Source organism: Shouchella shacheensis, assembly GCF_001484965.1.
GTDB lineage: Bacteria > Bacillota > Bacilli > Bacillales > Bacillaceae_D > Shouchella > Shouchella shacheensis.
In genome coordinates this window covers 24,349-48,798 of record NZ_LLYY01000006.1, presented here as the reverse complement: position 1 = coordinate 48,798, position 24,450 = coordinate 24,349, and the positions used below count along the sequence as shown (strand labels likewise).

The following is a 24,450-nucleotide window of genomic DNA, read 5'->3' as shown; positions in this document are numbered from 1 at the left end:
GCGTTAAGAGACAAGGGAGGTGAGAGTAAGAAAGCCGATCTTTGATGATAACTAGCAGCCAGCCTGTGACTCCTATAAAGGGAGGTTCAGGTTGGTTGCTCTAGTTTTCTCTGAAAAAGATTTCTTCCATTGAACCATTTGCCCCCCGCAAACGTCTTATTCATAAACACAAGTAGAAGGAGAGACGCCCGATGTTGCAAGCTCAGAACCTCAAAAAATCGTTTGGCTGTGAGACCGCCATTCAAAACCTTTCCGTTACCATCACCAAAGGGGAGATCCTCGGCCTTCTCGGTCCTAACGGCGCCGGGAAAACAACCATCATTCGCCTCTTCAATGGGTTGCTGAAACCAACAGAGGGGTCAGTCAACATCAATGGAGTTGATCCAATCCAGAGTGGAGAGAAGGTTAGACGAATTTGCGGGACGTTAACAGAACAGCCAGGCCTATATGAAGAGATGACAGGAAAGGAGAATCTGGACTTTTTCGCAAATCTGTTTGCCATTAATCCCAGAGCGCGAATTGATGAATTAAGCGATCTCCTCTCATTAACCTCTTTTCTTGACCGCAAAGTAGGCACGTATAGCACTGGGATGAAAAAGCGGCTTGGACTGGCAAAGGTGCTTTTGCATAAGCCGGAGGTGCTGTTTTTAGATGAGCCGACGAATGGGCTGGATCCGGACGGAACGAACGATGTGCTTGCTTATCTAGAAGGGATTAATCAACAAGAAGGGACAACGATTGTGCTTTGCTCGCATGTGCTTAGTCAACTAGAGCATTTGTGTACGCGCTACGTGTTTTTAGAAAGAGGAGTGAAGCAGGCGGAGGGAACGATTGCGGAGTTGCGGCAAGCGCTTATCAAGGAGCTTGTCGTTCATTTGCACGTGGAAGATTGGCAAGACATCCACCAATTTGCCGAATACGAGCCGAAGCAGTTGGAGAGGAATCTATACTCTTGTAAGGTCTCGGGTTATGAAGCGTTGCCAGAACTCCTTAAAGAAGTGGCCCGTGTTGCCAGTCTATACGGCGCACAGGTAAAGAATGATGGCCTCGAGTCGATTTACTTTCAGGTGAGGAGGGGCCACTATGAATAAGCGGGGCGTGTGGACGCTGGCGAAGAAGGACATGAATGCCGTGAAAGCGAGCGTGCAGCTATGGCTGCCGATGGTGCTGCTTCCAGTCTTGCTTGGGGCGGCGCTGCCCGGAGGTGTTCTTATATGGGTTCGTTTTTTTGATTTGACGTCGATCGGCAATATGGAGGTGCTTCTCCGAACACTGGAAGCGATCGAAGACCCCGCGCTTCAGGCACTGTTTGGCTCGATGCCAAGCTTGACGCATCAACTCGTCTACTTTCTTTCGATGTACTTGTTTGCCCCGCTGTTTCTTTTGATTCCTGTGATGGCAGCGAGTGTGATCACAGCGAATAGCTTTGCAGGGGAAAAGGAAAGGAAGACGCTTGAGGGGCTTCTCTATACACCACTCACGATGGGCGAGCTTTTTCTTGGCAAAGCACTGGCCGCATTCATACCGGCTCTTTTGCTGACGGTGGCGAGCTTTCTCTTATACGGGGTGGTGGTCAACACACTTGCGTATCCGCTGTTTACACGGATGATTTTTCCGAATGGGAGCTGGTTACTGCTTGTCTTTCTTGTCATTCCAGCCTTGTCGATTTTCATTATTTTGCTTAATATCCTCATTTCCGCAAAGGTGAAAGGCTTTCAAGAAGCCTATCAGCTCGGTGGACTCGTGGTTTTGCCTATTGTGGCGCTCGTCATTGGGCAGGCTGTCGGGTTCTTGTTCATTCGACCGCTCTTGCTTTTGGCGATTGCTTTTGCGATTGTTGTGCTTAGCCTCATTTTTTTCAAGCTCATTCGCCGCTTCACGAAGCGTCATGAATTTTTAGAAAAAATGGGGTAAAATGTGTGAAAAAGGATTTTGCTATGGAGGAACGAAAGAAGATTCGACTTGCGAAACGAGGAGATCAGCAAGCGATTGCGCTGCTTCTTGAGAAGAATTACGTCTTTGTAAAAAACTATCTTGTGAAAATCACACTCGATCCTAGCTTTGCGGAAGACTTGACCCAAGAAACGATGATTCGCGCCATTGAACGGATTCAGCAATTCAAGGGAAACGCGAAGTTTTCAACGTGGCTGATTCAGATTGCGACTAACGTGTTTCTTGATGAAAAGCGAAAACAGACTCGTCGGAATACATGGATGAAGGCGTATCAACAGGCCGAGCGCATGCGCTGGAACTCCCGGCATGCTGGCCATGGCCTTGAGCTTTTGGAAGGCCTGGCGGAGCTTCCAGATGAACAGAGAATCGCTTTGATCCTCAAGCATTACTACGGCTACACATACAATGAAATTGCTTTATTTACTGGGGCACAGGAAGGAACGGTGAAATCTCGTGTGTACCATGCGATACAAGCGCTAAGAAAGGAGTCGCACAATGAAGAAGGAAACCAATGAAGTATTCAGATCGAGGTTGAACAAACAGCTAGCAGAACTAGAAACCACCACAGACCAGGAACCGCCCCAGCCGGACTACTTCAAGCAGCTTGTAGCAACGGTTCAAAAAGAAAAGAGGCAACGACTCTGGAAAGAGCTGGCCCTGTTCTGGCTTGTGGCTGCGGTGGTCCTTTCCATTGTGTTTGGCGTGATGAATTATGTACTGATGCCGTTTCTTGTTTTGCAGGTAGCCGGGACGCTTATCGCGCTAGGGGTGTTCTGTTTTAGAAAACGACGTTGGGAGGGACACCCGCGATGACCACAAATCCTGAGACGTTGCCCTGGTACGGCTGGATGGTGATTGTTCTCCTTCTTTTTGCGCAAAGCACGTGGCTTTTCCTTGATGCAGGGAAGAATGGCCATCGTCGCTGGTTTTGGGGGATTTGGGGGCTCATTCAGGTTCCGACGCCGCTTGTGATTTATGTGCTCTGGTCGAAGTGGATGAAAAGGGGGAGAGACAGCTAGTAGTCACTCCTCCGTTTCACGGAAGGAGGTGTGAAGGATCTCGACACGTTTGACAAGTTCAATAACTGTGTTAATATGAACGTGTTCATAAAATGAATAAGTTCATATTAAGAATGTGTTCAATATGGAAGGGGGGAGCAGTTGCTAGAACGACACAACAATGAACAGAAATGAGGTATGTAAACAAGATATGAATCCTAAAATTGATAAAACTATTTTTTGGCCTTCTTTATTATTCATCGTCAGCGCCACCCTTTTATTGGTGATTTACAGAGACACGGCTGGTCCATTCGTAGAGGAAATGATGGCTGCGATCACCTATCGCTTGGACTGGGCGTTTGAATTTCTAACGATCGGATTGTTTATCATTTTAATTTGGTTAATGGTAGGACGGTATGGAAGAGTCAAGTTAGGTGGCGTTGACGATCAACCTGAGTTTTCCCGTTTTAGTTGGGGAGGGATGCTTTTCTGTGCAAGTATGGGGACAAGCATCATGTTTTGGTCAATTGTAGAGCCTCTGTATTATTACACGGGCCCTCCATTTAGAATCGAAGGTGGCTCCACGGAAGCGGCGGAGTATGCTGTCAGCTATGGCTTGTTCCATTGGGGGATCTCCGCCTGGGCGTTATATGCCTTACCAGCCGTTGTGATGGCTTATAGCTTTTATGTGCGAAAAGATCCTTCATTAAGAATCAGTGCTGCCTGCCGGGGTGTTTTAGGTAAGCATGCCGACGGTTTATTAGGCAAAGTCATCGATATTTTAGTAATTTGGAGCATGATCGGTGGATTGGGTACTTCTTTAGGTCTAGGCGTGCCAATGGTTTCTGCAGTGATTGGTAATATTTTTGGCATTGAACCAAGCCTATGGCTAAACATTGCCATTATTATCGTATGGACCTTCATTTTTAGTTCAAGTGCTTATTTCGGTTTATATAAGGGAATCCGAAGATTAAGTGATTGGAACGTTTACATGGCCCTTGGGCTAGCGCTCTTCGTTATTGTTGTAGGTCCTACTTTATTTATTCTGTCGTACTTTACAAATAGTTTAGGACTTATGATAGATAATTTTATGAGAATGAGTCTGTACACAGATCCAATTTCTCAAGGGGGATTCCCTCAGGCATGGACCGTTTTCTACTGGGCATGGTTTGCAGCAACAGCTCCGTTTATCGGTATTTTCGTTGCTCGAATATCGAAGGGCAGAAGCATTCGAGAACTTGTGTTTAATATTTTAATGTGGGGGTCTCTTGGTAGCTGGTTATACTTTGGAGTGTTTGGAAGTTACTCCATGAACCTAGAATTGAGTGGAGAGGTGGCCTTGACCGAACTATTAACCGAACAAAGCGAGCAAGCTGTTATTGTAGCGGTGCTAAACTCTTTGCCACTGTCACTCTTTGTATCGATATTCTTTGTCATTCTTGGCTTTATTTTCTTAGCCACATCCCTTGACTCAGCAAGCTATGTGATTGCCAGTGTCGCAACAAAAGAATTAAAAGGGAATGCAGAGCCCGCGCGCTGGCACCGTTTATTGTGGGGAGTCGTGCTCTCAGCTTTAGCAATTAGCTTAACCATCGTTGGCGGTCTAGGAGTTGTACAAACTTCCTCTGTGTTCGTTTCAGTTCCTATTTTGATCATGTATATCTTGTTATCCATGTCGCTCATTAAATGGTTAAAGCAAGATGCCCATAAGCATGTGTATGTGAGTAGCAGTGGGCAAGAAAATAGAAACAACATCGTTTGATTTTTAGAAAGGTGGGTCTTATGGAGGCTGGAAGAAAAGAAATCCAAAAAGCTCGCATGTGGCGTTATTTTTTAGATGCGGCAACAGAAGTGATCGAAAAAGAAGGAATTGATAAGGTTACGATTCGAAAAATAGCCGATAAAGCAGGGTACACGAGTTCCACTGCCTATAACTATTTTCAGGGTCTTCCCCAATTACTTTTTTTTGCGGCGATGCGATTTACGAAAGGATATATAGAAGACTTGCCTCACTATATGGACAAGGGGGCGAATACAATTGAAAAGTGGTTGTATATGTGGGAGTGTTTCTGTAAACATTCCTTTGAACAGCCGCAAATTTACTCAGTGATCTTCATTAATAAACTAGGCCCGATCCCTGAGGAACTAGTGGAGAACTACTATAAGATCTACCAAGATGATTTGATCGGGTTGCCTGAACAAATAAAGTCGATTGTTATGGAGCAAACATTTTCTATACGAAGCGCTTTATATATACAGGATGCCGTAAACGAAGGGTTTATGGAGCAAAAAGACGTGGAGTTCATTGCCGAGTCCACTATGTTACTCTGGAAAGGGATGATGACGACGGTGATGAATCAGCGTAGGAATTATTCTGTGGACGAGGCGATTGAACGGACCATGTACTATGTATATGAAAGTGTAATGAAAGTCGTTCCACCTGAAAAGCGGCAGGAAATTAATCTCAGACCAAAGAACAATGGATAGAAAGGTTGACAGCATTGGTATTTAACATAAGAGACTCCGAGAAACGCAAGATAAAAACAGAATTTCCAAGGGAAACAAAAAAGATGGATCATGTATGGATTCCGATGTCTGATGGAACGAAATTAGCAGCAACGATCTGGTTGCCAATAGACGCGGAAGAGCATCCAGTTCCGGCAATTTTAGAATACATTCCGTACCGAAAAAACGATTTTACAGCGATTCGAGATTCTATCAGACATCCTTACTTTGCGGGGCATGGCTATGCAAGTATTCGTGTGGATATCAGGGGCTCCGGTGATTCAGATGGGATTCTACTAGATGAATATTTAAAGCAGGAACAAGATGATGCATTAGACGTGTTGGATTGGATCTGTGAACAGCCATGGTCGACTGAAAACGTAGGGATGATCGGTAAATCATGGGGAGGGTTTAGTGGCCTGCAAGTTGCGGCGAGACAACACCCAGCGCTAAAAACCATTATTACGTTATGTTCGACAGATGACCGATATGCAGATGATGTCCATTACAAAGGCGGCACCATTTTAGCTTCAGACATGCTTTGGTGGGCATCTACGATGTTTGCCTACAATGCAAGACCCCAGGACCCATCGGTTGTTGGTGAAAGCTGGAGAGAGAACTGGTTCGACCGACTAGAAAACACGCCACCATTTGTTGAAGAGTGGATGAGACACCAGAGGCGAGATGAGTACTGGAAGCACGGATCGATCTGTGAGAATTACTCCGATATCCAACTACCGGTGTTTGCCGTGAGTGGTTGGCAGGATGGGTATACCAATGCAGTGTTTCGACTGCTTGAAAACCTACCGAATGAAAGCAAAGGGTTGATTGGGCCCTGGGCGCATGAATACCCTGAAGTGGCTACGCCTGAACCGGCGATCGGGTTTTTACAGGAATGTCTGCGTTGGTGGGATCAATGGCTAAAAGGAAAAGATACAGGCATTATGGAAGAACCTAAATTAATCTCGTGGATTCAAGACAGTGAACGGCCAGCCGTCAACTATCCCGAAAGACCCGGCAAATGGGTGGCTGATCATGAATGGCCTTCTGCCAATGTCAAAAAGAAGTCTCTCTGGCTTACAGAAGCAAAATTAATAGAGGAAGTCAAAGAAGCAGAAGAATTTCTCATTCCAAGTGTGCAAGACCATGGTTTTTACGCAGGCGTATTTTGTCCTTTTGGCCAGCCCGGGGACTTGCCATCGGATCAACGTGTAGAGAATGGAAAAGCGGTCGTCTTTACATCAGAACCATTTGAAGAAACAGTAGAACTTCTGGGCCACCCTACGTTTGATGCTGAATTATCATCGGATCAAGAACAGGCATTATTAGCAGTAAGGCTATGTGACAAAGCACCAACCGGTGAATCGACACTGATTAGTTGGGGAATCTTGAATTTAGCCCATAGACATTCTCATGAGCATCCTGAACCTCTAGAACCGGGAAAAAGGTACAAAGTCTCGATTCAACTCGATGCGCTAGGCCAGCAAATACCGAAGGGTCACCAGCTAGAAGTGGCTTTATCACCAACGTATTGGCCTCAAGCATGGCCTTCGCCAAAGCCAGTGACGTTAACGATCTACTCAGGCGAAGATACCCATCTCGCTTTACCTGTCAGAACGCCTCAAAGCAAAGAGGAAGCATGCGAATACTTTGATTACCCAGAAACTGCAAAGGTCATCGATAAGGAAATTATAAGAGCAGAAAATCGGACAAGAGAAGTATCTCATGATACAATTACCGGTATTTGGAAGCTTGAGGACGTTTCTGACGAAGGCGAACGAAAATTGTCTATAAATGGTCTGCAATACGGAAGTATCAACAAGAACACGTATACGATTAAAGAAAATGATCCTTTATCTGCATGTGCGCATTGTGAATGGGAAGTAAAGATCGGCAGAGAGGACTGGCAAACAAAAGTAAAGAGCTTCAGTGAAATGACCAGTGATGAGACGACATTCTATTTGACCAATACAATGAGTGCTATTGAAAATGAAAAAGAAATCTTTACGAAAACGTGGGAAAGGAAAATTCCAAGAGACTTCCAATAACAACCAGCACAGGGGGTCATGATCGGCTGAGCCTTTCAAGAGAACAGCTAGAAAAAGGATAGGCAACCAGTGTGTTTCGATTTCCAGTTGGGACTCACTGGTTGAGTTTTTTGAAGTCGTGGATCACCCCACAAACACTCTCTCTAAAAAAACCAAAGTCACGATCAACAAACAGGCAAAGAGCGTCTTAGAGAGATCGGCGGCTGTCAGTTTGCGTGAGTGCTTAAAACGAAAGGTCCCGTTAAAACAACGGGATGCCATGGCTTCATACACATGGTCGGAGCGGTCGAGGGATTGGACAAGCAAGGCCCCTGTGAGCTGCCCATAAATCTTCAGACGTTTGATGCCAATCCCGCCTCTAAAGAAGCGAGACTTCGCCGCTAGCTGCATTTTTTGAAAATCGTCGAGAAATAAGAAAACATAGCGATAGGAAAGCATTAACACGGTAATTAGCACTGGAGGTACCTTTAAATCAGCAAGGCTATTCATGAATTGCTCAAGCGACTGGGTGTCCAGGATGATGGTAATCACAGTCATGGAGGTGAATGCTTTCAAAATGATCAACACGGCAAAGGCGACATGGTCAAAGGCAAGGAAGGGACCCTGGCTAAAGAACAACGGAACCGTCATCAGCAGAAGAAAAGGAGTGATGATTAAATACCGCTTAAGCAGGACGGCCAGGGGAATCCCCATAAGAAGCGCACCGGCCAAGGAGATAAGGTAGGCAAGGGCAGCGAAAGAAGGCGTCGTTAAACTAATCACTGCAAAAATATAGAAAACGGCCGCTAGAAGTTTCGCTCTTGCCTCCCATACTAAAGCCCATCTCGGAATGCCTGCTATTTGCTCTTCTTCTAAATGATTCGCCATAAGATCCCCACCATTTCACATCAGTCACGATTCTCTTGGCTTCCTTTTTTCTTCAGCACGAATAGCGTAGCGGTGGCACCAACAAGCAAGCCGACGACCAGCATTGCTACAAGAGAAGGCACTTGGGTCTCGGAATTCTCCGTTTCTTCAGCGGCCGCACCCTCTGTTTGTTCAGTGGTAGTGTTCTCCGTTTCTTCAGTGGTCGTATCCACTAAGAGGGTGGTGTTGCGACTGATGGCTTCGTAGTCTTCCCCCTCAAGGGTCCCGGCTTCTTCCTCTGGCAAGTGGGCTTTGATTAACCATTCTCCCGTCGTGTCCAATTCAAAGTCAAAGGTTCCTTCAGAAGAAGAGACGGTTTCTAGCACTTCTCCTTCTGGGCCATAAGCGGTGACCGTGGCGTCTGCAGCTTCATTTTCGGTAAAGAGAACGGTGCCGCTAAATGTACCTGTGGAAAAGTCGTTAATGCTGACAGCTGGGACGATCTCTAGTTCCAGTTCGACAGGCTGACCAGACGTGTCACTTCCACTTCCCACGGGGTAGACGGCTTTTGCCATATGGCTGCTTAGTTGCGTCACACCACCGTCGGGCGTGTATGTACTCGGTTGTTTAACGGCCCAGAAGGTGTAATCGCCTTCCTCAGCAGCCGGCACATAAGCTCTGCCTTGCACGCCAATCGCTTCAAGAGCTAACTCTTCCATTTCTCCACTTGGGTAGCGAACATGAAGCTCGAATTCGTCCACCTCTGCATAATCGACAAAATCTCGGATATGTCCCCAAATCACATCGACGCGAAGCTCCTCGCTTGCCGTGTCCTCCTCAATTTGAATCGATAGCTCATGAGCGAATGTATCGGAGGGGAAAAACAAGAACAAACAGGACAAAGCGAAAATCAGAGAAATCGTTGTTTTTTTCATGTGCACGTTTCACCTCTTATTTTTTGCAAGATTATGATTTGCGACGGTATAGAAAGATGGCCGCTACAAAAAGACAGACGGACACCCCTAAAATCGCACGAACCGGGAGGGGCACGGAGGCTAGCCCTGTTGTTTCTTCGTCTTCCTCATTGACCCACGTGGCACGGTGCCCTAGACCATCATCGGCGACAAAACGATACGCGTCTATGTCTTTGTCGTAATGAAAACGGCCATTTTCATCGACGGTTCCTTCTGCTACAACTTCCCCTTCTTGATTGAACGTGGACACAGAAGCGACACGAGCTTCAGTACCATCGTCATACCGAACGAGCACGATTCCTTCTTCCACTTCTTCAATGATCATGCGATGGGCTTCGGCATACTCTGGATGAAGCAGCGGCCCTATACCCAGACTTACACAAAGAATCATTAGGATATGCCAGATTTTATGGTTCATGTTCTTTTTGTATCACCTCCGTCAAAAGGGTGGGTCTCATCGCATATAAGTGCTTGACGGCAAACCCTGTAAGAACGCCTTCCAACAAAGCGAGCGGCAAGTAAGCCATCATCACCATGCGAATCACGGAAAACGCCCCTTCTCCGTAGCGCGCATCGGATAGGAGTAAAAAAACGACCAGTAAAAGAACCCCGCTCCCGATGGCAAGGAAGCCCGCCGAAAACCCTTTCGCAAACATCGGCATGCCTCGCCCAAGAGGGGAAAGCCAGTAGATGAGAAGGGCTGGAAGCGACATTAATAAGGTGTTGGCTCCGAGCGTCGTGATCCCCCCATGTTGAAACAGGACAGCTTGGAGAAGCAAGCCGATAAAAATCCCTAAAGGCGCTCGCCTTCCTAAAACCAATCCAAGAAAGCCTCCGAGCAAAGGGTGGACAGACGTTGGCCCAATGGGAATATTGATTAACGACGAGACAAAAAACGCACCGGTGAGAAGGCTGATCTTTGGAATGTCCTCTTCTTTAACGCCTTTGATTGAGTAAGCCAGTACACCGACAGCCCCGGCCGTAGTGGCGAGGGCAACAGTGAGACTGAGAACGCCATCAGCAATATGCATCATTCACCTCCCCCATCCCCTAGTAGTGTTGCATTCAAGTGATTTGTATGGGCTTTGGGCATCGATTATGTCCATCAATGGTTGGCAAGCGCCTCTTTCCTGAAAGGCAAAGATCATGAACCATACGAAAGCGGGAGGGCTTACATATAGTGCTAAAAACTAGAGAGAGGAGGATAAGAGATGCATAGGTATGGGCCTCAAACCATTATTCATCATTTACGGATCAATAATGTGTCAAGTGGGGCGTCGATCAATTATGGGCCGTCCATTCACAAAGGGTTGCAGGCCAACATGAAGATCGTCGCAGGAGAAATTGCGATTGGGGACGAGTTCAGTTTTGCTTGTCCGGAGGAGGAAGAGGAAGAAGAGGAAGCATAACTACCGCGTAAGAATGAGGGCAAAACCCGGCCGAGAGGGGATCGGAACCCGGCCGGAAAGAACGAATGGTGCGGAAAGGCTATTTTAAAAAGCTTCCTACCATCTTCCACATCGGGCTTACTTGATGATAGAACCCCATGGCTTTTTGGACGCCACCGCCCAACGTATTCACGTTCGTATTCCCACCCTTTGGGGGCGCACCATGAGGGGGGTGATGGAGGTGACCGCCTGCAGGTGAGTCCTGAAAAAATGGGTGAGCGAAGGGGTGGTGGGCAGATGGCTGTGTATGAAAAGGAAACGAGGGCTGCTTGGCGTGACCGTGCGTTTGCACAGGGGGCTGCGATTTAAAGAAAGGATTGAAAATGGGCGTTTTTAGTGGAAGCTGCTGCCACCCGTACTCAAACGGGTTAAACCCCATCGGGCTCATGGGTGGGGGAAACAGTTGCTGGAACATCTCGACTTCCTCCCTCTTGTTTGTTGTAGTCACCTTAGTGTATGTCAGTCTCCTCAGAACGTGTAACCTTCCCTCTTTATTCCTCATATAAATAGTAGAAGAGCAAAGAGAGGAGGCTGGATGATGCACAAAAGCAGGCCAAACGGGTGGAAGAAGTCATTGCCAAGCTTTTTAGGGGAGGATTTCTTTTCGAGTTTTGAAAACATGGATTTTGAAAGCAGCCCTGGTTCAACGACGAGTTCCACGAGTAGTTCGTCGAGCGTCAATATTTATGAATCTGGGCATGAACTTCTGTGTATCTTCGCCTTGCCGGGCTTAAAATTAGAGGATGTCGACATTTATGTGTATGAAAAAACGCTTGAAGTCAGAGGGACGATGCACATTGATTACAACGGCTTTCACCTGCTGCATCAGGAGTTATACCAAGGGCCAGTCATGCGGACGTTGGAACTGCCATATGCGGTCAGGGACGATAAAGTCGAAGCCTTGTTCAAACGCGGGCTGCTGTTTATTCATTTGCATCGTTTAATCCGACCCAATCAATCGAAAAATAAAATCATCGTTCAAGACATGGATAACCCCAACTTCTAACGGAGGAGTTGGGGTTCACTGTCATACCCATACAATTTGTCGAATACCTATAGAGGTAGCACGTGAAACGTCTCCATCCGGTGAAGGATGCATCGAAGAATTTGAGAACAGGGGTGGTAGGTATTGGGCTTTTTTGATAACCACGGATTAAGTTTTAGGAAGAAAAAAGCGCTTGAAAGCAAGAGAGAGAGCGATCTCCTCGGCATTGAAGCTGCGGAGAAAGAAGCGAAAATTCCGGAAGTTGAAAACGAGAAGCTTTGGCAAAGGTCGGTTGAGTATGGGTTGGAATCGGCTCCTTCCATAGGGGATCGCACCATATCTACATTTACGCGAGAGGGTCGACCTAGCTATGCGGGGATACCGACGTTTATGAGAACGCCGTTTTTAGAAGATGTTCGCAAGGTCGGAGAGTATGATGTCGCCTTTATGGGAGTTCCTTTTGATATTGGAACGACGTACCGGTCGGGCACACGCTTTGGTCCAGAAGCGATTCGGCGCATTTCAAAACTGTACAGTGGCTACAGTTATGAGAAAGGGATCGATTTATTAGAATCGTTAAGAATGTGTGATCTTGGAGACGTCTTTACGATCGCCAATATTGAGAAAAGCTTTGACCAAATCTTCAAAGCGGTCTCTCATGTCTTTGCTCAAGGGACGCTCCCCGTGATGCTTGGGGGGGACCATTCCATTGGTTACCCATGTCTTCGAGCTATTGCTGACAATGTAGATGGAAAAGTCGGGATCATTCATATGGACCGACATTTAGACCTCCAGGAAAAGGATATGGATGAACGCATGCACACGACCCCGTGGTTCCATGCCACCAATATCCCGAATGCGCCGCCTTCGAATCTTGTTCAAGTAGGGATTGGGGGGTGGCAAGTGCCACGAGAAGCCGTTCAGAATGTGCGGAAATTTGATACGACCGTCATTTCAATCCAAGATGTTGAACGCTTGGGAATTGAGAAAGTCGCTGAAATTGCGTTGGAAACAGCTTGGAAAGGAGCAAAAGCTGTGTATTTGAGTGTGGACATTGATAGCTTTGATAGCGGATTTGTTCCAGGCACGGGGTGGCCGGAGCCTGGGGGGTTTCTCCCGAGGGAAGGGCTGGATTTCATTGATATTGTGGCGAGAGAGGGCATTTGTGGCCTAGAAGTGGTCGAAGTCTCTCCTCCTTATGATGTCAGTGACCAAACGTCATTGCTAGCGACACGGGTGATTGCCGATGTTCTTGGGGCAATGGTGGATGAAGGAAAGATTGGGAAGAGCTTTTCCTAAACGAGTGGGCTACATCTCCTCTGTGCTTTGACATGGAGGAGTTTTTAGAGAAAGGAGCCACAGATGAATGCCATTGAACTAAACGAAATTAGCTATGAATATACAGATGGGACGAAAGCCATCGAAACCCTTACATTGAACATTCCTATCGGAGCAAAAGTGGCACTTCTCGGTCCGAATGGCGCTGGCAAATCCACGCTCCTCCATCATTTGAATGGGCTGAAGATTCCAGATGAGGGGTCGATCACGATCATGGGGGAGGCACTGACGAAAAGGAGCGCCAAAGCGATCCGTCGAAAGGTCGGGCTCGTTTTTCAAGATCCTGACGATCAAGTGTTTTCAGGATCGGTGCTGGAGGATGTTCAGTTTGGTCCGCGTAATTTGGGGATGTCAGAGGAGGAAATCGAAGCGGTTTGCCATGCGGCCCTAGGTTCGGTCGGCATGCTAGAGTTTAAAAAGAAGCCGCCCTTTCACTTAAGCTACGGGCAGAAGAAGAGAGTGGCGATTGCTGGGATACTGGCGATGCAGCCAGATATTGTGATCTTGGATGAACCGATGTCTTATCTTGATCCTCAAGGACAAGACGATGTCGCCGCTCTTCTCCACGGCCTGCATTTTATGGGAAAAACGATTCTTCTCTCCACCCATGACGTTAATTTTGCCGCTTCGTGGGCCGATACGATTATTCTGATGAAAGAAGGGAGGCTCTTGGCTAGCGGGGGGACGGAGTTACTCGTTGATGAGGAATCGGTTCGAGAGGCAGAACTGCATTTGCCTGTGATCGCAAGGCTGTTTCGAATGCTGAATTACGAAAAAGAAAAACTCCCTAGAAATGAACAAGAGGCCGCACGCATTCTTTTTGAATCCATGAACAAAGAGGCTCTGACTTAACCATTCGGATCAGAGCCCTCGTTATTATCGTTCAACTGCTGATTTTCCATTTGCTGTTCAAGGTCTTCCGTATCGATATCGTTAAACTGAAGATTCCCTTTGTCGTTCATGAGTTTTTCAACATCCACCGCATCCGCTAAAGAGGTCATTCCAATCATTAACGATCCGGATAGTTCTTGGACGGTCAACTCCTGAATCTTGTAGTTGATGTTCTCGATGTTAATCGTTTTGATGTTCTCCACTTTTTCTTTGAGTTCTTCGTTTTCTTGTTCAACTTTATCCAGTTTGTCGCGAAGCTCTTTCATTTGTTGGGTCACTTGATCAAAAACGTTCGGTGGAGGGTCGTACGTCGGCGCTTCTGCTTGAACGTGAGCCTGATCGTTGTCTTTGGATGTGTACTCCGGTTGATCCGGTTGAACGTAGGGTACGAGAGGCTGCGGGACCGGTTGCTGATACATCGGCGGTGCTTGTGGGTAGTAGGTTGGATAGGGTTCATTAGGATAATAGCGATGATGGCGGTTCGACACTGGCACTCCCCCCTTTTCGTTTACTTCACCCGTCGTGTTATGGAGAGGAGCCGAAAATAGGATCTATCGAAGGAAGGGATTCGTCATTCTCACTCTCTTCCCCGTTTTCCGGCTCCTGTTCTTCATAGTAGGGTTTCGGATAGCGCTTGCTCGAAGACTGATTTTGACTCAAGACCGTTTTACCGATGTTGAGGGACCCTATCGTGCTGATGGAATTGATATGAATCTGCTTAATATTAATTTGCACGGGCTACCTTCCTTTCCAACAAGTTAGACCTGTGCCTGACCTTGATCGGAAACGTCAGGATCGTTGGTCAAATTGGCGTTGTTAAACTGTAACGGTGAAAAGTTGGCGTCGCCTGCCTGCAGGTAACCGACATTTAATTTAACATTGGCCTGATGCCCTTTATGCAACACGTTTCCAAAGTTCATTGAGGCGTTATTTGAGGCGTTATTCACACGAATGCCAAAGATGTTGTTCAAATGCGTCAACAGAAACTCCCCCTAATGGTTTACCTTTACTTTAATCCTATGCGACTTCAGTGAGGATGACACTGTTAAGGGACTATGTAAAAAGAAAAGACAGAAACCACCGGCTCTGTCTTTTCACATGGAACGAAGCTAGACCTGCGCTTGCCCTTGGTCCGTTACGTCGGGGTCATTGGTTAAATTGGCATTATTGAATTGCAATGGAGAGAAGTTCGCATCCCCAGATTGACCATACCCGGCGTTCTTTTTCGAGTTCGCCTGATACCCTTTATGCAGGGCATTCCCTAGATTCATTGACGTATTTTTGTCGGCGCTATTCACCCGCACCCCAAAAATGTTATTTGCATGTGTCCAGAACATCATCATCCCCCTCACGGTCTTGCCCAAACTCAAATTCATGGTCATGATATGACACTCGCTTGAATAGGTGCATGGCCAATAAAAACGACGCGTGGAGGGATTAGCAAAAAAACGGGTAACGAATACGCTGTATAGAATGAAAGTACGAAGGAGGTCGTTCACATGAAAATGCATTTTACAGCTAGACATGAAACGCTTGACGATGTGGCTGCCACATACCAGGTTCCGCTTCACGTATTAAAATCGGTCAATCAGCATATCTACGATCCATCGAATGTGAGTGCTGGGACTCAAGTCAATATCCCGGCAATCATGGGGATGGGAAAACAATCAGTGCCCGACGCACAGAAGGGCAATGTGTGTGCCTATGTGTCGGGTGAGCCAGCCCATTACATCCAGCCAAACATCACACACTGGCCCTCGCAAGATTATACCGTTTTGCATCCGAATTACGGGGCGCACACGCCTGTCATGTGCAAATCAGAGAAGCGATTCTCATAGCGAGGGAGAGCTTCTCCCTCCTTCTGCAATGAGTGAACGTTGCCGCGCTTTAGTGAAGCGTGAAGCAAGAAGAGAAATATTATACATATTGTTAAAAATGTTCCCTAGCTTTAGAAAAACGAGCATTTTGGCTTCAAAAAGCAGGAAAAGGCAGAAGAAGCGCGAATTAGGTTAAAAGTACAACTCTGTCCAGTCTTTGGCGTTTTCGTCAGAGGTACCTGTTGACCAGGGAGGAATGGGTATGCCGTTTGCTCAGTCTAATTTTTTCTCGTACCGAGGAATGAAGGTGCGGTTCCTTTGCATTGAGGACAAGCTATGGTTTTTGGCGCGAGATGTTTCGGCTATTTTAAACGTGAACGAACAGGACAGTCTGGGTAGACTGGCTATTTCGTGCAAGAGGCGCCACTTGGTCCGCAACGATGATGGGAACCTAGAAGCTATGTTCCTTGTAAATAAAGCGGGTTTTTATCAAATGGCGATGACGAGCAATCTCGATGAAACCGGACCGTTCTTTGAATGGGTGGTCGAGGAGATCTTTCCCCGGTTTAGAAATGAAGAACCAAACAAACGAGCCAAGCCCCATGTTGGAAAGCGGGACAATTGGTTTTTGCTTCCCGACGGTATCACCACGACGGAAACCATCGCACGAAGGTATCTTCTTTCTGGGGAGACGGTGGACCAATTATTGGAGTCAAAGAACGTCATTGAAAAAGATGGGAAGGATTGGGTATTGACCAAACGGATTCATGGCGCGGGATATGCTCAGTCGCTCGAGGTTTACTTTACATTCAGAACTGGGAAAATACAACATAGAAAGCTGATCCACTGGACCAAAAGAGGAGAGATACTTGTTGAGCATCTGCTGGAGAGTGTCGGGTTTATTCCTTTTAAATAAAGAGAGTGGGACGGCGCAGCGAGCGCAATGGATGCATGTGCTAGCTAAAAATGAAGCTCCTGGCGAAAAGGCTAGGGGCTTCATCCTATTTCTTCTCAAAGATTCATGTTGAATGCTGAGAGATATTGCCGGAAGTCGTGACAAGAAAATATGTTTGTGGTAAAAATGAAGGAGGACGTACGTCAGATTTTAATCATAAAAGTAGGAGGGCAAGAATATGTTGGAACCATTGCCTAACCGGCTGTTACTGGAGGCGTACCAGAAGTCGTTGGAACTAGAGCTTGAGCCTGATTTTCTTCTCGTTTTAAAACAAGAAATGGATAAACGAGGACTAAGTGATAAAAATGCCGAGCGCGCCTGAGGGCGAGCTCTTTTTTGTTCCGCTTCGACTTGCCTGCGCATTTTGGTATTGTTCCGCTCCGGTGGATAGAAGCGTCGAGATTTTTCAGTCCTGCCCTGAAGTCCAAGTTCGGGATTTCTTTGATCGGGTCTGCAATATCCGCGCTTTGGTGCGACCTGCCTGCGCATTTTGACTGTGTTCTTAGGGGGCTTTAGGTGGTGGAAGCTACATCTAGTGTCTCGTGGTACAATGAACGTATTAGCTTTTGGAGGGGAAACCATGCGGGCAGAAGATATTATTGAGTTCATTCATGCTTCTAAGGAGGAAGCGTTTTCTAACTGGGGAGTGAATGCGTACGTACCTACGGAGTCGGGGATTCTAATACGAGCAAAAACGGCCACAGGGGAGAAGCCGGTGGTGATCAGCGTTGAGAGCAATCGCAAGGAACTGCTTGATGTGGAAGTCACGAAGAATGAAAGCGAAGAGGACAGGCTTGTGCTGGGAGGCGCCTACGATGTTGTCGGGGAGGATCTGTGTGCACGGATCGAGCGGCTGCTTGTGGAATGTGAGTATACGTAGACAGGAGGACAGCTGTGCCGAGGTGCATGAATTTGAAGCCACAGGCACGCTTCGTTTTGTTATAGTACGATAGAGAAAGGGTGCTAAAGAGGGAGGATATTTTATGAAAGTGCTGGTTACGGGAGGCGCAGGCTATATTGGGAGTCACACATGCGTGGAGCTTTTGAAGGCAGGGCATGAGCTTGTGGTTGTGGACAACTTTTCAAACAGCCGTGTAGACTCCTTGGAACAAGTGGAGAAGATCGCGGGTCGTTCCGTTCGCATCTATGATGTGGACTTGCTTGAGAAGGAGAAGCTGGCTCAGGTGTTTGGGGAGCATTCGATTGAAGCCGTGATTCATTTAGCTGGCTTCAAAGCGGTAGGGGAATCGGTCGAGTTCCCGCTGAAGTATTACCGCAATAATTTGATCGGCACGTTGAATCTTTGCGAAGTGATGAGTGAGCACGAGGTCTATCAACTGGTCTTTAGCTCATCGGCGTGCGTGTACGGCATCCCGAAGCAAACGCCTGTGCCGGAAACAGCTAACTTGCAAGCGATCAATCCGTACGGAAATACGAAAAGAATGCTAGAAGACATGCTAGAGGACCTTAGCAGCTCGAATGAGAATTGGCGCGTCGCCGTGCTTCGCTATTTCAACCCAGTGGGCGCTCACCCAAGCGGCCTTATTGGAGAGGAGCCCAAGGGAACCCCGAATAACTTAATGCCATACATCACTCAAGTCGCCATCGGGCAGCTCCCGCGTCTTTCGATTTTTGGCGACGATTATGACACCGAGGACGGAACATGCGTCAGGGATTACATCCACGTCGTTGACCTAGCACAAGGTCATGTCTCAGCCCTGGAGCATCTGAGTACGGGCGTTCACACTTACAATCTTGGCACAGGCAGAGGCTATAGCGTCTACGAAGTGGTCAAAGCCTTTGAAGAGGCCAATGCGCTGAGCATTCCGGTTCAAGTAGTCGAGCGAAGACCCGGAGATGCAGCCGTTTCCTACGCTGACCCGGCCAAAGCCGAACGAGAGCTTGGATGGCGGGCAGAAAAAGGCATTTTTGACATGTGTCAGGACGCATGGAGATGGCAGAAGCATCGTCAAGGGGGGAACGGGTGAGAAGTGAGCAAGGTGGAACTCCTCGACCCCCAGGTGAGAGTTTCATGAAAAGTAGAGATGCTGCTCTCCGCCCGTTTGCGGCGAGCTTGCTTGAGGGTGGCCGTACGCATGAGGCTTCCTATATGGTCCGCGCGAAAAGGCGGTCGTAATGTCTGACTCAGCCTACTGTGGGTACTATGAGGATAGCGGAGATGCTTGAAAAATAAAACAATCGTTCTTATCCTTGAAATTAAAGGGAAATGGCTGCCTGGAATGGAATATAGAAGTCACAAGGAAAAGGAGGGATTCGGTTGATTCATCTAGTGAAAAAACGTCCAGCTCCTGTGCAACTGACTGCGCTTGAGGCACTCACGCGACGGCTGCCAAAGGGGCATCAGAAGCAAGCACAGCTGGATAAGGAGGTAGGCAAGTGGCAGGCTGGGTATTGGGGAGAGAGATCGATGGGTTATTTTCTTTCATGCCTGCCGGATGAGTTGTCCTACTGGCTCTATCACAGTCTCAGACTTCGCGGAGGGAGCCGGTACTTTTTCCAAATGGACACGCTTGTGCTAACGACGCGCTACGCTCTTATCCTAGAAGTGAAAAACTATGCGGGGGACGTTCATTTTGACCAGCGATTGGGACAATTCACCCGCTCAACACTTGCGGGCACTAGCGAGGCTTTTGGTCACCCCCTCGAGCAAGTGCGTCGCCAACAATTGCAGCTGGAACGCTGGTTCTCCCGAAATGGCTGGCCGCCCATCCCCGTCGTGGGACTCGTCGTCTTTAGCTCCTCCTCCACCATCCTCCAAGTAACAGACGCCGGAAACGAATTCGGCCAGTACGTTATTCGAGCTGAAAGCCTTCCAACACGGGTGAAAGCCTTGAACCAAAGCTTCCCGACCAACTACGTAAGCATCTCTGACATCTCCGGATTATCCTCTGCCTTCATCAAACAACACACGCCGCTTCCATTTGACCCACTCAGCAAACACAAAATTCCAGCGACTGACCTTCTCCTTGGCGTCCACTGTCCCAAATGCGAAACACTTCCGATGGAACGAGAAAAGAACACTGGTAAATGGCGGTGCCAAATTTGCAAGCACCGAGCCAAAGACGCGCACATACGGAGCTTGCAGGATTATGCGCTCCTTCTCAATGGTTGGATTACCAATCGTGAGGCACGAAGATTTTTAAAGATAGCCTCTGACAAAGCGACGCATCGTCTTTTAAAAGGCATGAGGTTACAAACGCGCGGCGCGTCGACCAGTTACTCTTACAACCTCAACGAGTTGATTGATGGGAGTAGTGATGAAAGGTGAGAATCGGAATGGGGAGATCAGCCAGCGGATTTGGGGGAGAACAGCGCGGATGCGGGTGAGAAGCGAGTGGATGTGGGAGAGAAAAGCACGGATGCGGGGGAGAAGCGAGCGGATGCGAGAGAGAAAGGAGCGGATGTGGGGGAGAAGTCAGCGGATGCGAGAGAGAACCGGCTTTCTCCAACTGCCTTCTAAACAAAGAACAGCCCCCTCTAGTTCTCAAGAGGGGGCCGTCCGCGTATTAAGAGGGTTCCTTTACCTCATCAGCTGGCCTGCTTCGTTTCACAAACAACGCAATCACGACCACCACACAAGCAATGAGAAAGCCGGTGAAAAAGCTTTGCTGAGAGCCGACTGTCACAGCGGCAATCTGTTGTTCTGGTGTTGGACTATCGATGCCTGCAAGCGCATTGGTGCGCCCGTTTTCCATAATCGAGATAAACAGCGCTGCGCCAATGGCTCCGGAGACTTGCATCAGCGTATTGGCAATCGCTGTGCCGTGCGGATAGAGCTTCTCTGGCAGTTGGTTCAAGCCGTTGGTTTGCGCTGGCATGAGAATCATCGCTACGGAAACCATAAGAACCATATACTGGATGACGACGATCCAAACGTCCACTCCAGGGGTCATAAAGCGGAAACTAAAGACTGTCCCCAGAAGCAAAATCGCTCCAGGTATTAAAATCGGGCGTGGCCCAACTTTATCAAAGATGCGTCCCATAACCGGGGAGAGGGCGCCGTTCACAAGTCCTCCTGGAAGCATGATTAGTCCTGTAACCACCGCACTAAAGAGCAAGGCCGTCTGCATATACATTGGCAAGACGAGCATCATCGCAAACATCGTCATCATCACCATCATGACCATCACAATGGCGAGGGCGAAGTTGCGATAGCGCAAGACGCGGATGTCAAGTAACGGCTCATCCATCTTGAACTGACGCCATGCAAACAACCCTAAGCAAACAAAGCCTATGACCAAAGCAATCATCACCATCGGATCCGTGAATCCCGCCTCGCCTTCGCCGGCAGAGCTAAAGCCAAAGACAATCCCGCCAAAGCCAAGCGTTGAAAGGAGGAAGGAGGGAAGGTCAAGCTTGGGACGTGTAACCCTCGTGACATTTTTTAAAAGGAAAACGCCAAAAAGCAGGGACATCAAAGAAATGGGAATGATAAGGTAGAACAACCAACGCCAACTCAGAGTTTCAATAATGACCCCGGAGACGGTGGGCCCCACTGCCGGCGCAAACATAATCACAAGCCCGATCATCCCCATCGCGGCGCCACGCTTTTTAACGGGAATGACTGCCAAAATCACGTTAAATAACAATGGAATCATAATGGCTGTTCCAAATGCCTGCGTCAGTCGCCCAATAAGTAAAACAGAAAACGTTGGACTAATCCCAGCGATCACTGTACCTAAGGTAAATAAGCCCATGGCCGTGATAAACAGCTGTCTTGTGGTAAAACGCTGGATAAAGTAGGCGGACACAGGAATGAGTGTGCCGATCACGAGCATGTAGCTAGTCACCAGCCATTGGGCTGTACTGGAGGCGATGCCGAGGTCCCCCATGATGGCTTGTAAGGCAACATTAAGAATCGTTTCGTTTAAAATAGCGACAAACGCTCCCGAAAGCAGCACCGCGAGTAACGGGACCACCTTAACATCCGGAAAATTTTGATGAATAGTGGCTTCGCTTGAAGAGGCAACAGCCATATAGGTTCACTCCAATCTATATAAAAATAATGGGGAAAGCGCTGTTCAGCATGAAGCATCTTACCATGAGCTGTAAGGGAAAGCAACGTTTTTTGTGTACGTAGAGAAGGTGAACTTCATTGCCGACAGGGACGTGGTGCTCGGTTATGAAGATGTTGCCAGGCCTTACGTTGAGCGAATCGTCGGAGACTTAGCCATACCGCTTGTAGACGTTGGGGTAGAAAGGGCTGTTCAGAGGACAGTCCTTATTTTCATTCTCCCGGATCTCCACCACCTTAGAGTAAAACGAAAAAAAGAGGACAAAGTATAAAGGAATTACTACGCGAAAGGAGGAGAGAGGATTGACCTACGCCAAAGCGCTACTTATTAAATTTGTCATGATCACTGCTGTACTATGGATTGTGTTAGGGGCTTTTTTTGGGGTCACCTTTGGGGATATTTTAACCACAAGTGTCATTTTAACCGGTGTTTCGTTTATTGGGGACGTATTTATTATGCCGAAAGTGAGCAATACAGTCGCGACGATCGCCGACTTCGGTTTGGCATGGATGGCCATTTATGCATTAGGCGCTTTCTTGTTTGATCCAGCGGTTGCGCTAGGAGCGGCTTCGTTTGTTTCCGCTGCTGTTATCACTGTTGGAGAGTTCATCTTCCACCGGTATATGAAAAATCAAATGTTCCAAGCAGACACGGCCACAACCACCGAAAGAAACAAAGTTGCTTCAGAACCGAAGCTGCAAACGGAATTTGGCTCAGACATGGATGTCGAGGCGGATGCTAAAAAAGGTAAAAAAAACGAAGAGTAACATCAGGGACCCAAGCCGAACGATGCTTGGGTCATTTTTGTCTAGCTCCGGCGGGTAGATCGACCCTCTTGCGCTTTTCGGTCTCGCCATGATTAGTTCCACAGAGTAGGGGTAGCCAAGGAGTAGTCAGAGATTTCTTCTCATGCTATAATGAGCTCAATAACGTACCGCTTGACCCGCATTTTCCGCCCCTTCTCATTCAGCCTTTTAGAACACGTCTCCCAATTTCAAGAATTTCCGTAAACGGTAACAATTTTTCCATTCACTTAATCTCCATCCCATTTCCATAGGAGGCTGATGTAATGCCCATTGAAGAAGTCCAAGGACTAATGGATCTAAAGAATGATGTCGCCTTTAAGCTGATGTACGCAAAGGAAGGCAGGGAGACGTTTTTAATTGAGATGTTGAATGCTTTATTGCCGGAACATTTGGGGTATAGTAAAATTAAAGCTATCCATTTTGCGAATAACGAGCGTATTGGCAAGCGCCCAGAGAGCAAGACAACAAGGCTGGATGTCATTGTAATCACCGATGATGGGCGACGAATAAATGTCGAGATGCAAATTAGAGCACAACCGTCCATGGAAAAGCGAACGATGTATTATTGGGCGGAAGCGTTTTTCTCTCAATTAAAACAGGGCGAGGAGTATCGTCACTTAAATACGACCATAGCCATTAATTTTTTATATTATAATTTGGATCAGGCAAACGAACAGAAATACCATCACAGATTTCGTCTCTTGGAAATGGAAACGCATAAGCCATTATCCGATGCCATGGAAATCCAATACATTGAACTTCGGAAGTTTTCGAATGTATTAGCTAAGCAAGGAAACGAAATAAAAAGCGAGTTGGAATTAAATCTTGCGCCACTTGTGATTCAAAACATGGAGTCACTTAACGAACCTCTATATTTAGAATACCAAGCAAAAGGAGGGGAAATCATGACTGAATTTCTAAAACAATGGAAAAGTATAAGTGAAGATGACAGAAACTGGGCAGATTATTTTGGTCGGAAAAAAGAAATTTATGATGAAATCAATCGTAACGCCTATGAGGAAAGACAGCAAAAGAAGATGGAAGAACAGCAAAAGAAGATGGAAGAACAGCAAAGAGAGATGGAAGAGCGGCAAAGAGAGATGGAAGAGCAGCAAAGGGAAAAGGAAGAGCAAGACAAGAAGCTCGAAGCCCTACAACTTGGTATGCTGAAAATGATGTTAAAGGCAGAACCTGATCAATCAGATGATGATTTAATCGAAGCTTTGCACACAGATCGAGAAACGTTGAAAAAGCTAAAAGAAAAGCTGGACTAAGAACGGTGCTACTATAGGCACGCTAGAAAAACGTCTATGAGCCTTAGGGGCTGTGTTTCCTAAGGCTATTTTTGCTGACCATGAAGCACGGTCATTTTAAGCAGTCGATCTGGCTTCACAGTGTCTCCCGTTTCCGCTCGTACAGCTCCACCACGAGCGATGTCCGCCCCCTCAGAGTCCAATCCTTACAAAAAAAGAGGCAGGAAGAATCAGGTGTTCTGCCTCAGGCTCGCCGCTCTGTTTAACTTGTTTTATCCGAGCGTTGAGGGTCATCTAGGTGCTTTGTTTCGTGTCGTTCCTTTTTAATAAAGAAATACGCCCAATATAGGGAGCCCACCAATCCTGGCAAGGCCGTGACGAAAAACGATCCCCAGATGGAGAAGCCGGCAATGAAGCCGTCCGGCCAGACGAGTGCGATGATGTATCTGAAGAGAATGCCAGCAAGCCCGGTTAGGAGCACGCCGCCAATGGCAAACAAAATAAAGACAAATGCGCGATGCGTTTTCATGGATAAACAAATCCTTTTCAGTAGTATTCCGATCATACCGTATGTATATCTCAGGATAATAAAGTAAA

The 24,450-nt window shown here is 47.3% G+C and carries 33 protein-coding genes; 22 read left to right on the top strand and 11 right to left on the bottom strand.

Features of this window, described 5'->3' with window-relative positions:
* Positions 1 to 191 precede the first annotated feature (191 nt).
* From AVZ68_RS08405 to AVZ68_RS08370, 8 genes are all read left to right on the top strand, one after another.
* Positions 192 to 1,091, top strand: coding sequence for an ABC transporter ATP-binding protein (locus AVZ68_RS08405; protein ID WP_059104097.1), 900 nt, complete (start codon positions 192 to 194; stop codon positions 1,089 to 1,091).
* Positions 1,084 to 1,914, top strand: coding sequence for an ABC transporter permease subunit (locus AVZ68_RS08400; protein WP_059104096.1), 831 nt, complete (start codon positions 1,084 to 1,086; stop codon positions 1,912 to 1,914). The genes AVZ68_RS08405 and AVZ68_RS08400 overlap by 8 nt, the downstream gene beginning before the upstream one ends.
* A 5-nt stretch (positions 1,915 to 1,919) precedes the next feature.
* Entirely contained in the window at positions 1,920 to 2,468 is a 549-nt protein-coding gene (gene sigY / locus AVZ68_RS08395) for an RNA polymerase sigma factor SigY (protein WP_082676409.1), read from the top strand.
* On the top strand, positions 2,449 to 2,766 hold the full coding sequence (locus AVZ68_RS08390; RefSeq protein ID WP_059104095.1) for a YxlC family protein: 318 nt from the start codon (positions 2,449 to 2,451) through the stop codon (positions 2,764 to 2,766). Before sigY ends, AVZ68_RS08390 begins: the two co-directional genes overlap by 20 nt.
* The gene (locus AVZ68_RS08385; RefSeq protein ID WP_059104094.1) at positions 2,763 to 2,972 is read left to right on the top strand and encodes a CGNR zinc finger domain-containing protein; all 210 of its coding nucleotides are present in this window, start codon (positions 2,763 to 2,765) and stop codon (positions 2,970 to 2,972) included. Before AVZ68_RS08390 ends, AVZ68_RS08385 begins: the two co-directional genes overlap by 4 nt.
* Positions 2,973 to 3,132: 160 nt before the next feature.
* Entirely contained in the window at positions 3,133 to 4,713 is a 1,581-nt protein-coding gene (locus tag AVZ68_RS08380) for a BCCT family transporter (RefSeq protein ID WP_245628092.1), read from the top strand.
* A gap of 20 nt (positions 4,714 to 4,733) precedes the next feature.
* Entirely contained in the window at positions 4,734 to 5,438 is a 705-nt protein-coding gene (locus AVZ68_RS08375) for a TetR/AcrR family transcriptional regulator (RefSeq protein ID WP_059104093.1), read from the top strand.
* A 14-nt stretch (positions 5,439 to 5,452) separates the two neighbouring features.
* Positions 5,453 to 7,504, top strand: a complete 2,052-nt coding sequence (locus AVZ68_RS08370) for a CocE/NonD family hydrolase (RefSeq protein WP_059104092.1) — start codon at positions 5,453 to 5,455, stop codon at positions 7,502 to 7,504.
* Positions 7,505 to 7,627: 123 nt separating this feature from the next.
* Here AVZ68_RS08370 and cbiQ read toward each other — a convergent pair whose 3' ends face one another.
* Genes cbiQ through AVZ68_RS08350 form a run of 4 tightly spaced genes read right to left on the bottom strand, consistent with a single transcriptional unit; the run spans position 7,628 to position 10,355 of the window.
* Positions 7,628 to 8,371, bottom strand: coding sequence for a cobalt ECF transporter T component CbiQ (cbiQ, locus tag AVZ68_RS08365; protein ID WP_059104091.1), 744 nt, complete (start codon positions 8,369 to 8,371; stop codon positions 7,628 to 7,630).
* Positions 8,372 to 8,391: 20 nt separating this feature from the next.
* The gene (locus AVZ68_RS08360) at positions 8,392 to 9,285 is read right to left on the bottom strand and encodes a DUF4198 domain-containing protein (RefSeq protein WP_157404611.1); all 894 of its coding nucleotides are present in this window, start codon (positions 9,283 to 9,285) and stop codon (positions 8,392 to 8,394) included.
* A gap of 31 nt (positions 9,286 to 9,316) precedes the next feature.
* Positions 9,317 to 9,742 (bottom strand): hypothetical protein, encoded by a 426-nt coding sequence (locus AVZ68_RS08355; protein ID WP_059104089.1) that lies wholly within the window; start codon positions 9,740 to 9,742, stop codon positions 9,317 to 9,319.
* Positions 9,732 to 10,355 (bottom strand): CbiM family transporter, encoded by a 624-nt coding sequence (locus tag AVZ68_RS08350; protein ID WP_059104088.1) that lies wholly within the window; start codon positions 10,353 to 10,355, stop codon positions 9,732 to 9,734. The genes AVZ68_RS08355 and AVZ68_RS08350 overlap by 11 nt, the downstream gene beginning before the upstream one ends.
* Before the next feature lie 180 nt (positions 10,356 to 10,535).
* On the opposite strand from AVZ68_RS08350, the gene AVZ68_RS08345 reads away from it, so the two are divergent.
* Positions 10,536 to 10,733 carry a hypothetical protein gene (locus AVZ68_RS08345; RefSeq protein WP_059104087.1) on the top strand — a complete coding sequence of 66 codons (198 nt, stop codon included), beginning with the start codon at positions 10,536 to 10,538 and terminating at the stop codon, positions 10,731 to 10,733.
* Positions 10,734 to 10,812: 79 nt separating this feature from the next.
* Here AVZ68_RS08345 and AVZ68_RS20580 read toward each other — a convergent pair whose 3' ends face one another.
* The gene (locus AVZ68_RS20580) at positions 10,813 to 11,187 is read right to left on the bottom strand and encodes a hypothetical protein (RefSeq protein ID WP_059104086.1); all 375 of its coding nucleotides are present in this window, start codon (positions 11,185 to 11,187) and stop codon (positions 10,813 to 10,815) included.
* Positions 11,188 to 11,310: 123 nt separating this feature from the next.
* Here AVZ68_RS20580 and AVZ68_RS08335 point away from each other — a divergent pair, with 123 nt between their 5' ends.
* The 3 genes from AVZ68_RS08335 (at position 11,311) to AVZ68_RS08325 (ending at position 13,947) form a co-directional block, all read left to right on the top strand.
* Positions 11,311 to 11,778 carry an Hsp20/alpha crystallin family protein gene (locus AVZ68_RS08335; protein WP_059104085.1) on the top strand — a complete coding sequence of 156 codons (468 nt, stop codon included), beginning with the start codon at positions 11,311 to 11,313 and terminating at the stop codon, positions 11,776 to 11,778.
* A gap of 123 nt (positions 11,779 to 11,901) precedes the next feature.
* Complete coding sequence (locus AVZ68_RS08330; RefSeq protein ID WP_082676404.1) at positions 11,902 to 13,056, top strand: agmatinase family protein; 1,155 nt, start codon at positions 11,902 to 11,904, stop codon at positions 13,054 to 13,056.
* A gap of 63 nt (positions 13,057 to 13,119) precedes the next feature.
* Positions 13,120 to 13,947 carry an ATP-binding cassette domain-containing protein gene (locus AVZ68_RS08325; RefSeq protein WP_059104084.1) on the top strand — a complete coding sequence of 276 codons (828 nt, stop codon included), beginning with the start codon at positions 13,120 to 13,122 and terminating at the stop codon, positions 13,945 to 13,947.
* Here AVZ68_RS08325 and AVZ68_RS08320 read toward each other — a convergent pair.
* The 4 genes from AVZ68_RS08320 to AVZ68_RS08305 form a co-directional block, all read right to left on the bottom strand.
* Positions 13,944 to 14,474, bottom strand: a complete 531-nt coding sequence (locus tag AVZ68_RS08320) for a bZIP transcription factor (RefSeq protein WP_059104083.1) — start codon at positions 14,472 to 14,474, stop codon at positions 13,944 to 13,946. The genes AVZ68_RS08325 and AVZ68_RS08320 overlap by 4 nt on opposite strands.
* A gap of 37 nt (positions 14,475 to 14,511) precedes the next feature.
* Positions 14,512 to 14,721 (bottom strand): hypothetical protein, encoded by a 210-nt coding sequence (locus tag AVZ68_RS08315; protein WP_059104082.1) that lies wholly within the window; start codon positions 14,719 to 14,721, stop codon positions 14,512 to 14,514.
* A 23-nt stretch (positions 14,722 to 14,744) separates the two neighbouring features.
* Positions 14,745 to 14,966: a spore germination protein gene (locus tag AVZ68_RS08310; protein WP_245628091.1), complete on the bottom strand. Its 222-nt coding sequence runs from the start codon at positions 14,964 to 14,966 to the stop codon at positions 14,745 to 14,747.
* 129 nt (positions 14,967 to 15,095) lie between these two features.
* Complete coding sequence (locus tag AVZ68_RS08305; protein WP_059104080.1) at positions 15,096 to 15,323, bottom strand: spore germination protein; 228 nt, start codon at positions 15,321 to 15,323, stop codon at positions 15,096 to 15,098.
* A gap of 162 nt (positions 15,324 to 15,485) precedes the next feature.
* Here AVZ68_RS08305 and AVZ68_RS08300 point away from each other — a divergent pair, with 162 nt between their 5' ends.
* The 7 genes from AVZ68_RS08300 (at position 15,486) to AVZ68_RS20170 (ending at position 20,239) form a co-directional block, all read left to right on the top strand.
* Positions 15,486 to 15,824 carry a hypothetical protein gene (locus AVZ68_RS08300; protein ID WP_059104079.1) on the top strand — a complete coding sequence of 113 codons (339 nt, stop codon included), beginning with the start codon at positions 15,486 to 15,488 and terminating at the stop codon, positions 15,822 to 15,824.
* 241 nt (positions 15,825 to 16,065) lie between these two features.
* Positions 16,066 to 16,719 carry a BRO family protein gene (locus tag AVZ68_RS08295; RefSeq protein ID WP_059104078.1) on the top strand — a complete coding sequence of 218 codons (654 nt, stop codon included), beginning with the start codon at positions 16,066 to 16,068 and terminating at the stop codon, positions 16,717 to 16,719.
* A gap of 217 nt (positions 16,720 to 16,936) precedes the next feature.
* Positions 16,937 to 17,080, top strand: a complete 144-nt coding sequence (gene sda, locus AVZ68_RS19770) for a sporulation histidine kinase inhibitor Sda (RefSeq protein ID WP_082676400.1) — start codon at positions 16,937 to 16,939, stop codon at positions 17,078 to 17,080.
* A 258-nt stretch (positions 17,081 to 17,338) separates the two neighbouring features.
* A complete protein-coding gene (locus AVZ68_RS08290) occupies positions 17,339 to 17,638 on the top strand; it encodes a hypothetical protein (protein ID WP_059104077.1) in 300 nt (99 codons plus the stop codon).
* Between the two features lie 103 nt (positions 17,639 to 17,741).
* Positions 17,742 to 18,746 carry a UDP-glucose 4-epimerase GalE gene (gene galE, locus AVZ68_RS08285; RefSeq protein WP_059104076.1) on the top strand — a complete coding sequence of 335 codons (1,005 nt, stop codon included), beginning with the start codon at positions 17,742 to 17,744 and terminating at the stop codon, positions 18,744 to 18,746.
* Between the two features lie 290 nt (positions 18,747 to 19,036).
* Positions 19,037 to 20,047, top strand: a complete 1,011-nt coding sequence (locus tag AVZ68_RS08280) for a nuclease-related domain-containing protein (protein WP_059104075.1) — start codon at positions 19,037 to 19,039, stop codon at positions 20,045 to 20,047.
* A gap of 30 nt (positions 20,048 to 20,077) precedes the next feature.
* On the top strand, positions 20,078 to 20,239 hold the full coding sequence (locus AVZ68_RS20170; RefSeq protein WP_157404610.1) for a hypothetical protein: 162 nt from the start codon (positions 20,078 to 20,080) through the stop codon (positions 20,237 to 20,239).
* A 46-nt stretch (positions 20,240 to 20,285) separates the two neighbouring features.
* Here the strand turns inward: AVZ68_RS20170 and AVZ68_RS08275 are convergent, their stop codons facing one another.
* Entirely contained in the window at positions 20,286 to 21,755 is a 1,470-nt protein-coding gene (locus AVZ68_RS08275) for an MDR family MFS transporter (protein ID WP_059104074.1), read from the bottom strand.
* Positions 21,756 to 21,849: 94 nt separating this feature from the next.
* Here AVZ68_RS08275 and AVZ68_RS08270 point away from each other — a divergent pair, with 94 nt between their 5' ends.
* The 3 genes from AVZ68_RS08270 (at position 21,850) to AVZ68_RS08260 (ending at position 23,874) form a co-directional block, all read left to right on the top strand.
* Complete coding sequence (locus AVZ68_RS08270; protein WP_059104073.1) at positions 21,850 to 22,065, top strand: hypothetical protein; 216 nt, start codon at positions 21,850 to 21,852, stop codon at positions 22,063 to 22,065.
* A gap of 31 nt (positions 22,066 to 22,096) precedes the next feature.
* A complete protein-coding gene (locus AVZ68_RS08265; protein WP_245628090.1) occupies positions 22,097 to 22,561 on the top strand; it encodes a YndM family protein in 465 nt (154 codons plus the stop codon).
* Between the two features lie 302 nt (positions 22,562 to 22,863).
* Positions 22,864 to 23,874 carry an Rpn family recombination-promoting nuclease/putative transposase gene (locus AVZ68_RS08260; RefSeq protein WP_059104072.1) on the top strand — a complete coding sequence of 337 codons (1,011 nt, stop codon included), beginning with the start codon at positions 22,864 to 22,866 and terminating at the stop codon, positions 23,872 to 23,874.
* Positions 23,875 to 24,115: 241 nt separating this feature from the next.
* Here AVZ68_RS08260 and AVZ68_RS08255 read toward each other — a convergent pair whose 3' ends face one another.
* The gene (locus tag AVZ68_RS08255) at positions 24,116 to 24,382 is read right to left on the bottom strand and encodes a hypothetical protein (RefSeq protein ID WP_059104071.1); all 267 of its coding nucleotides are present in this window, start codon (positions 24,380 to 24,382) and stop codon (positions 24,116 to 24,118) included.
* Positions 24,383 to 24,450: the final 68 nt, after the last annotated feature.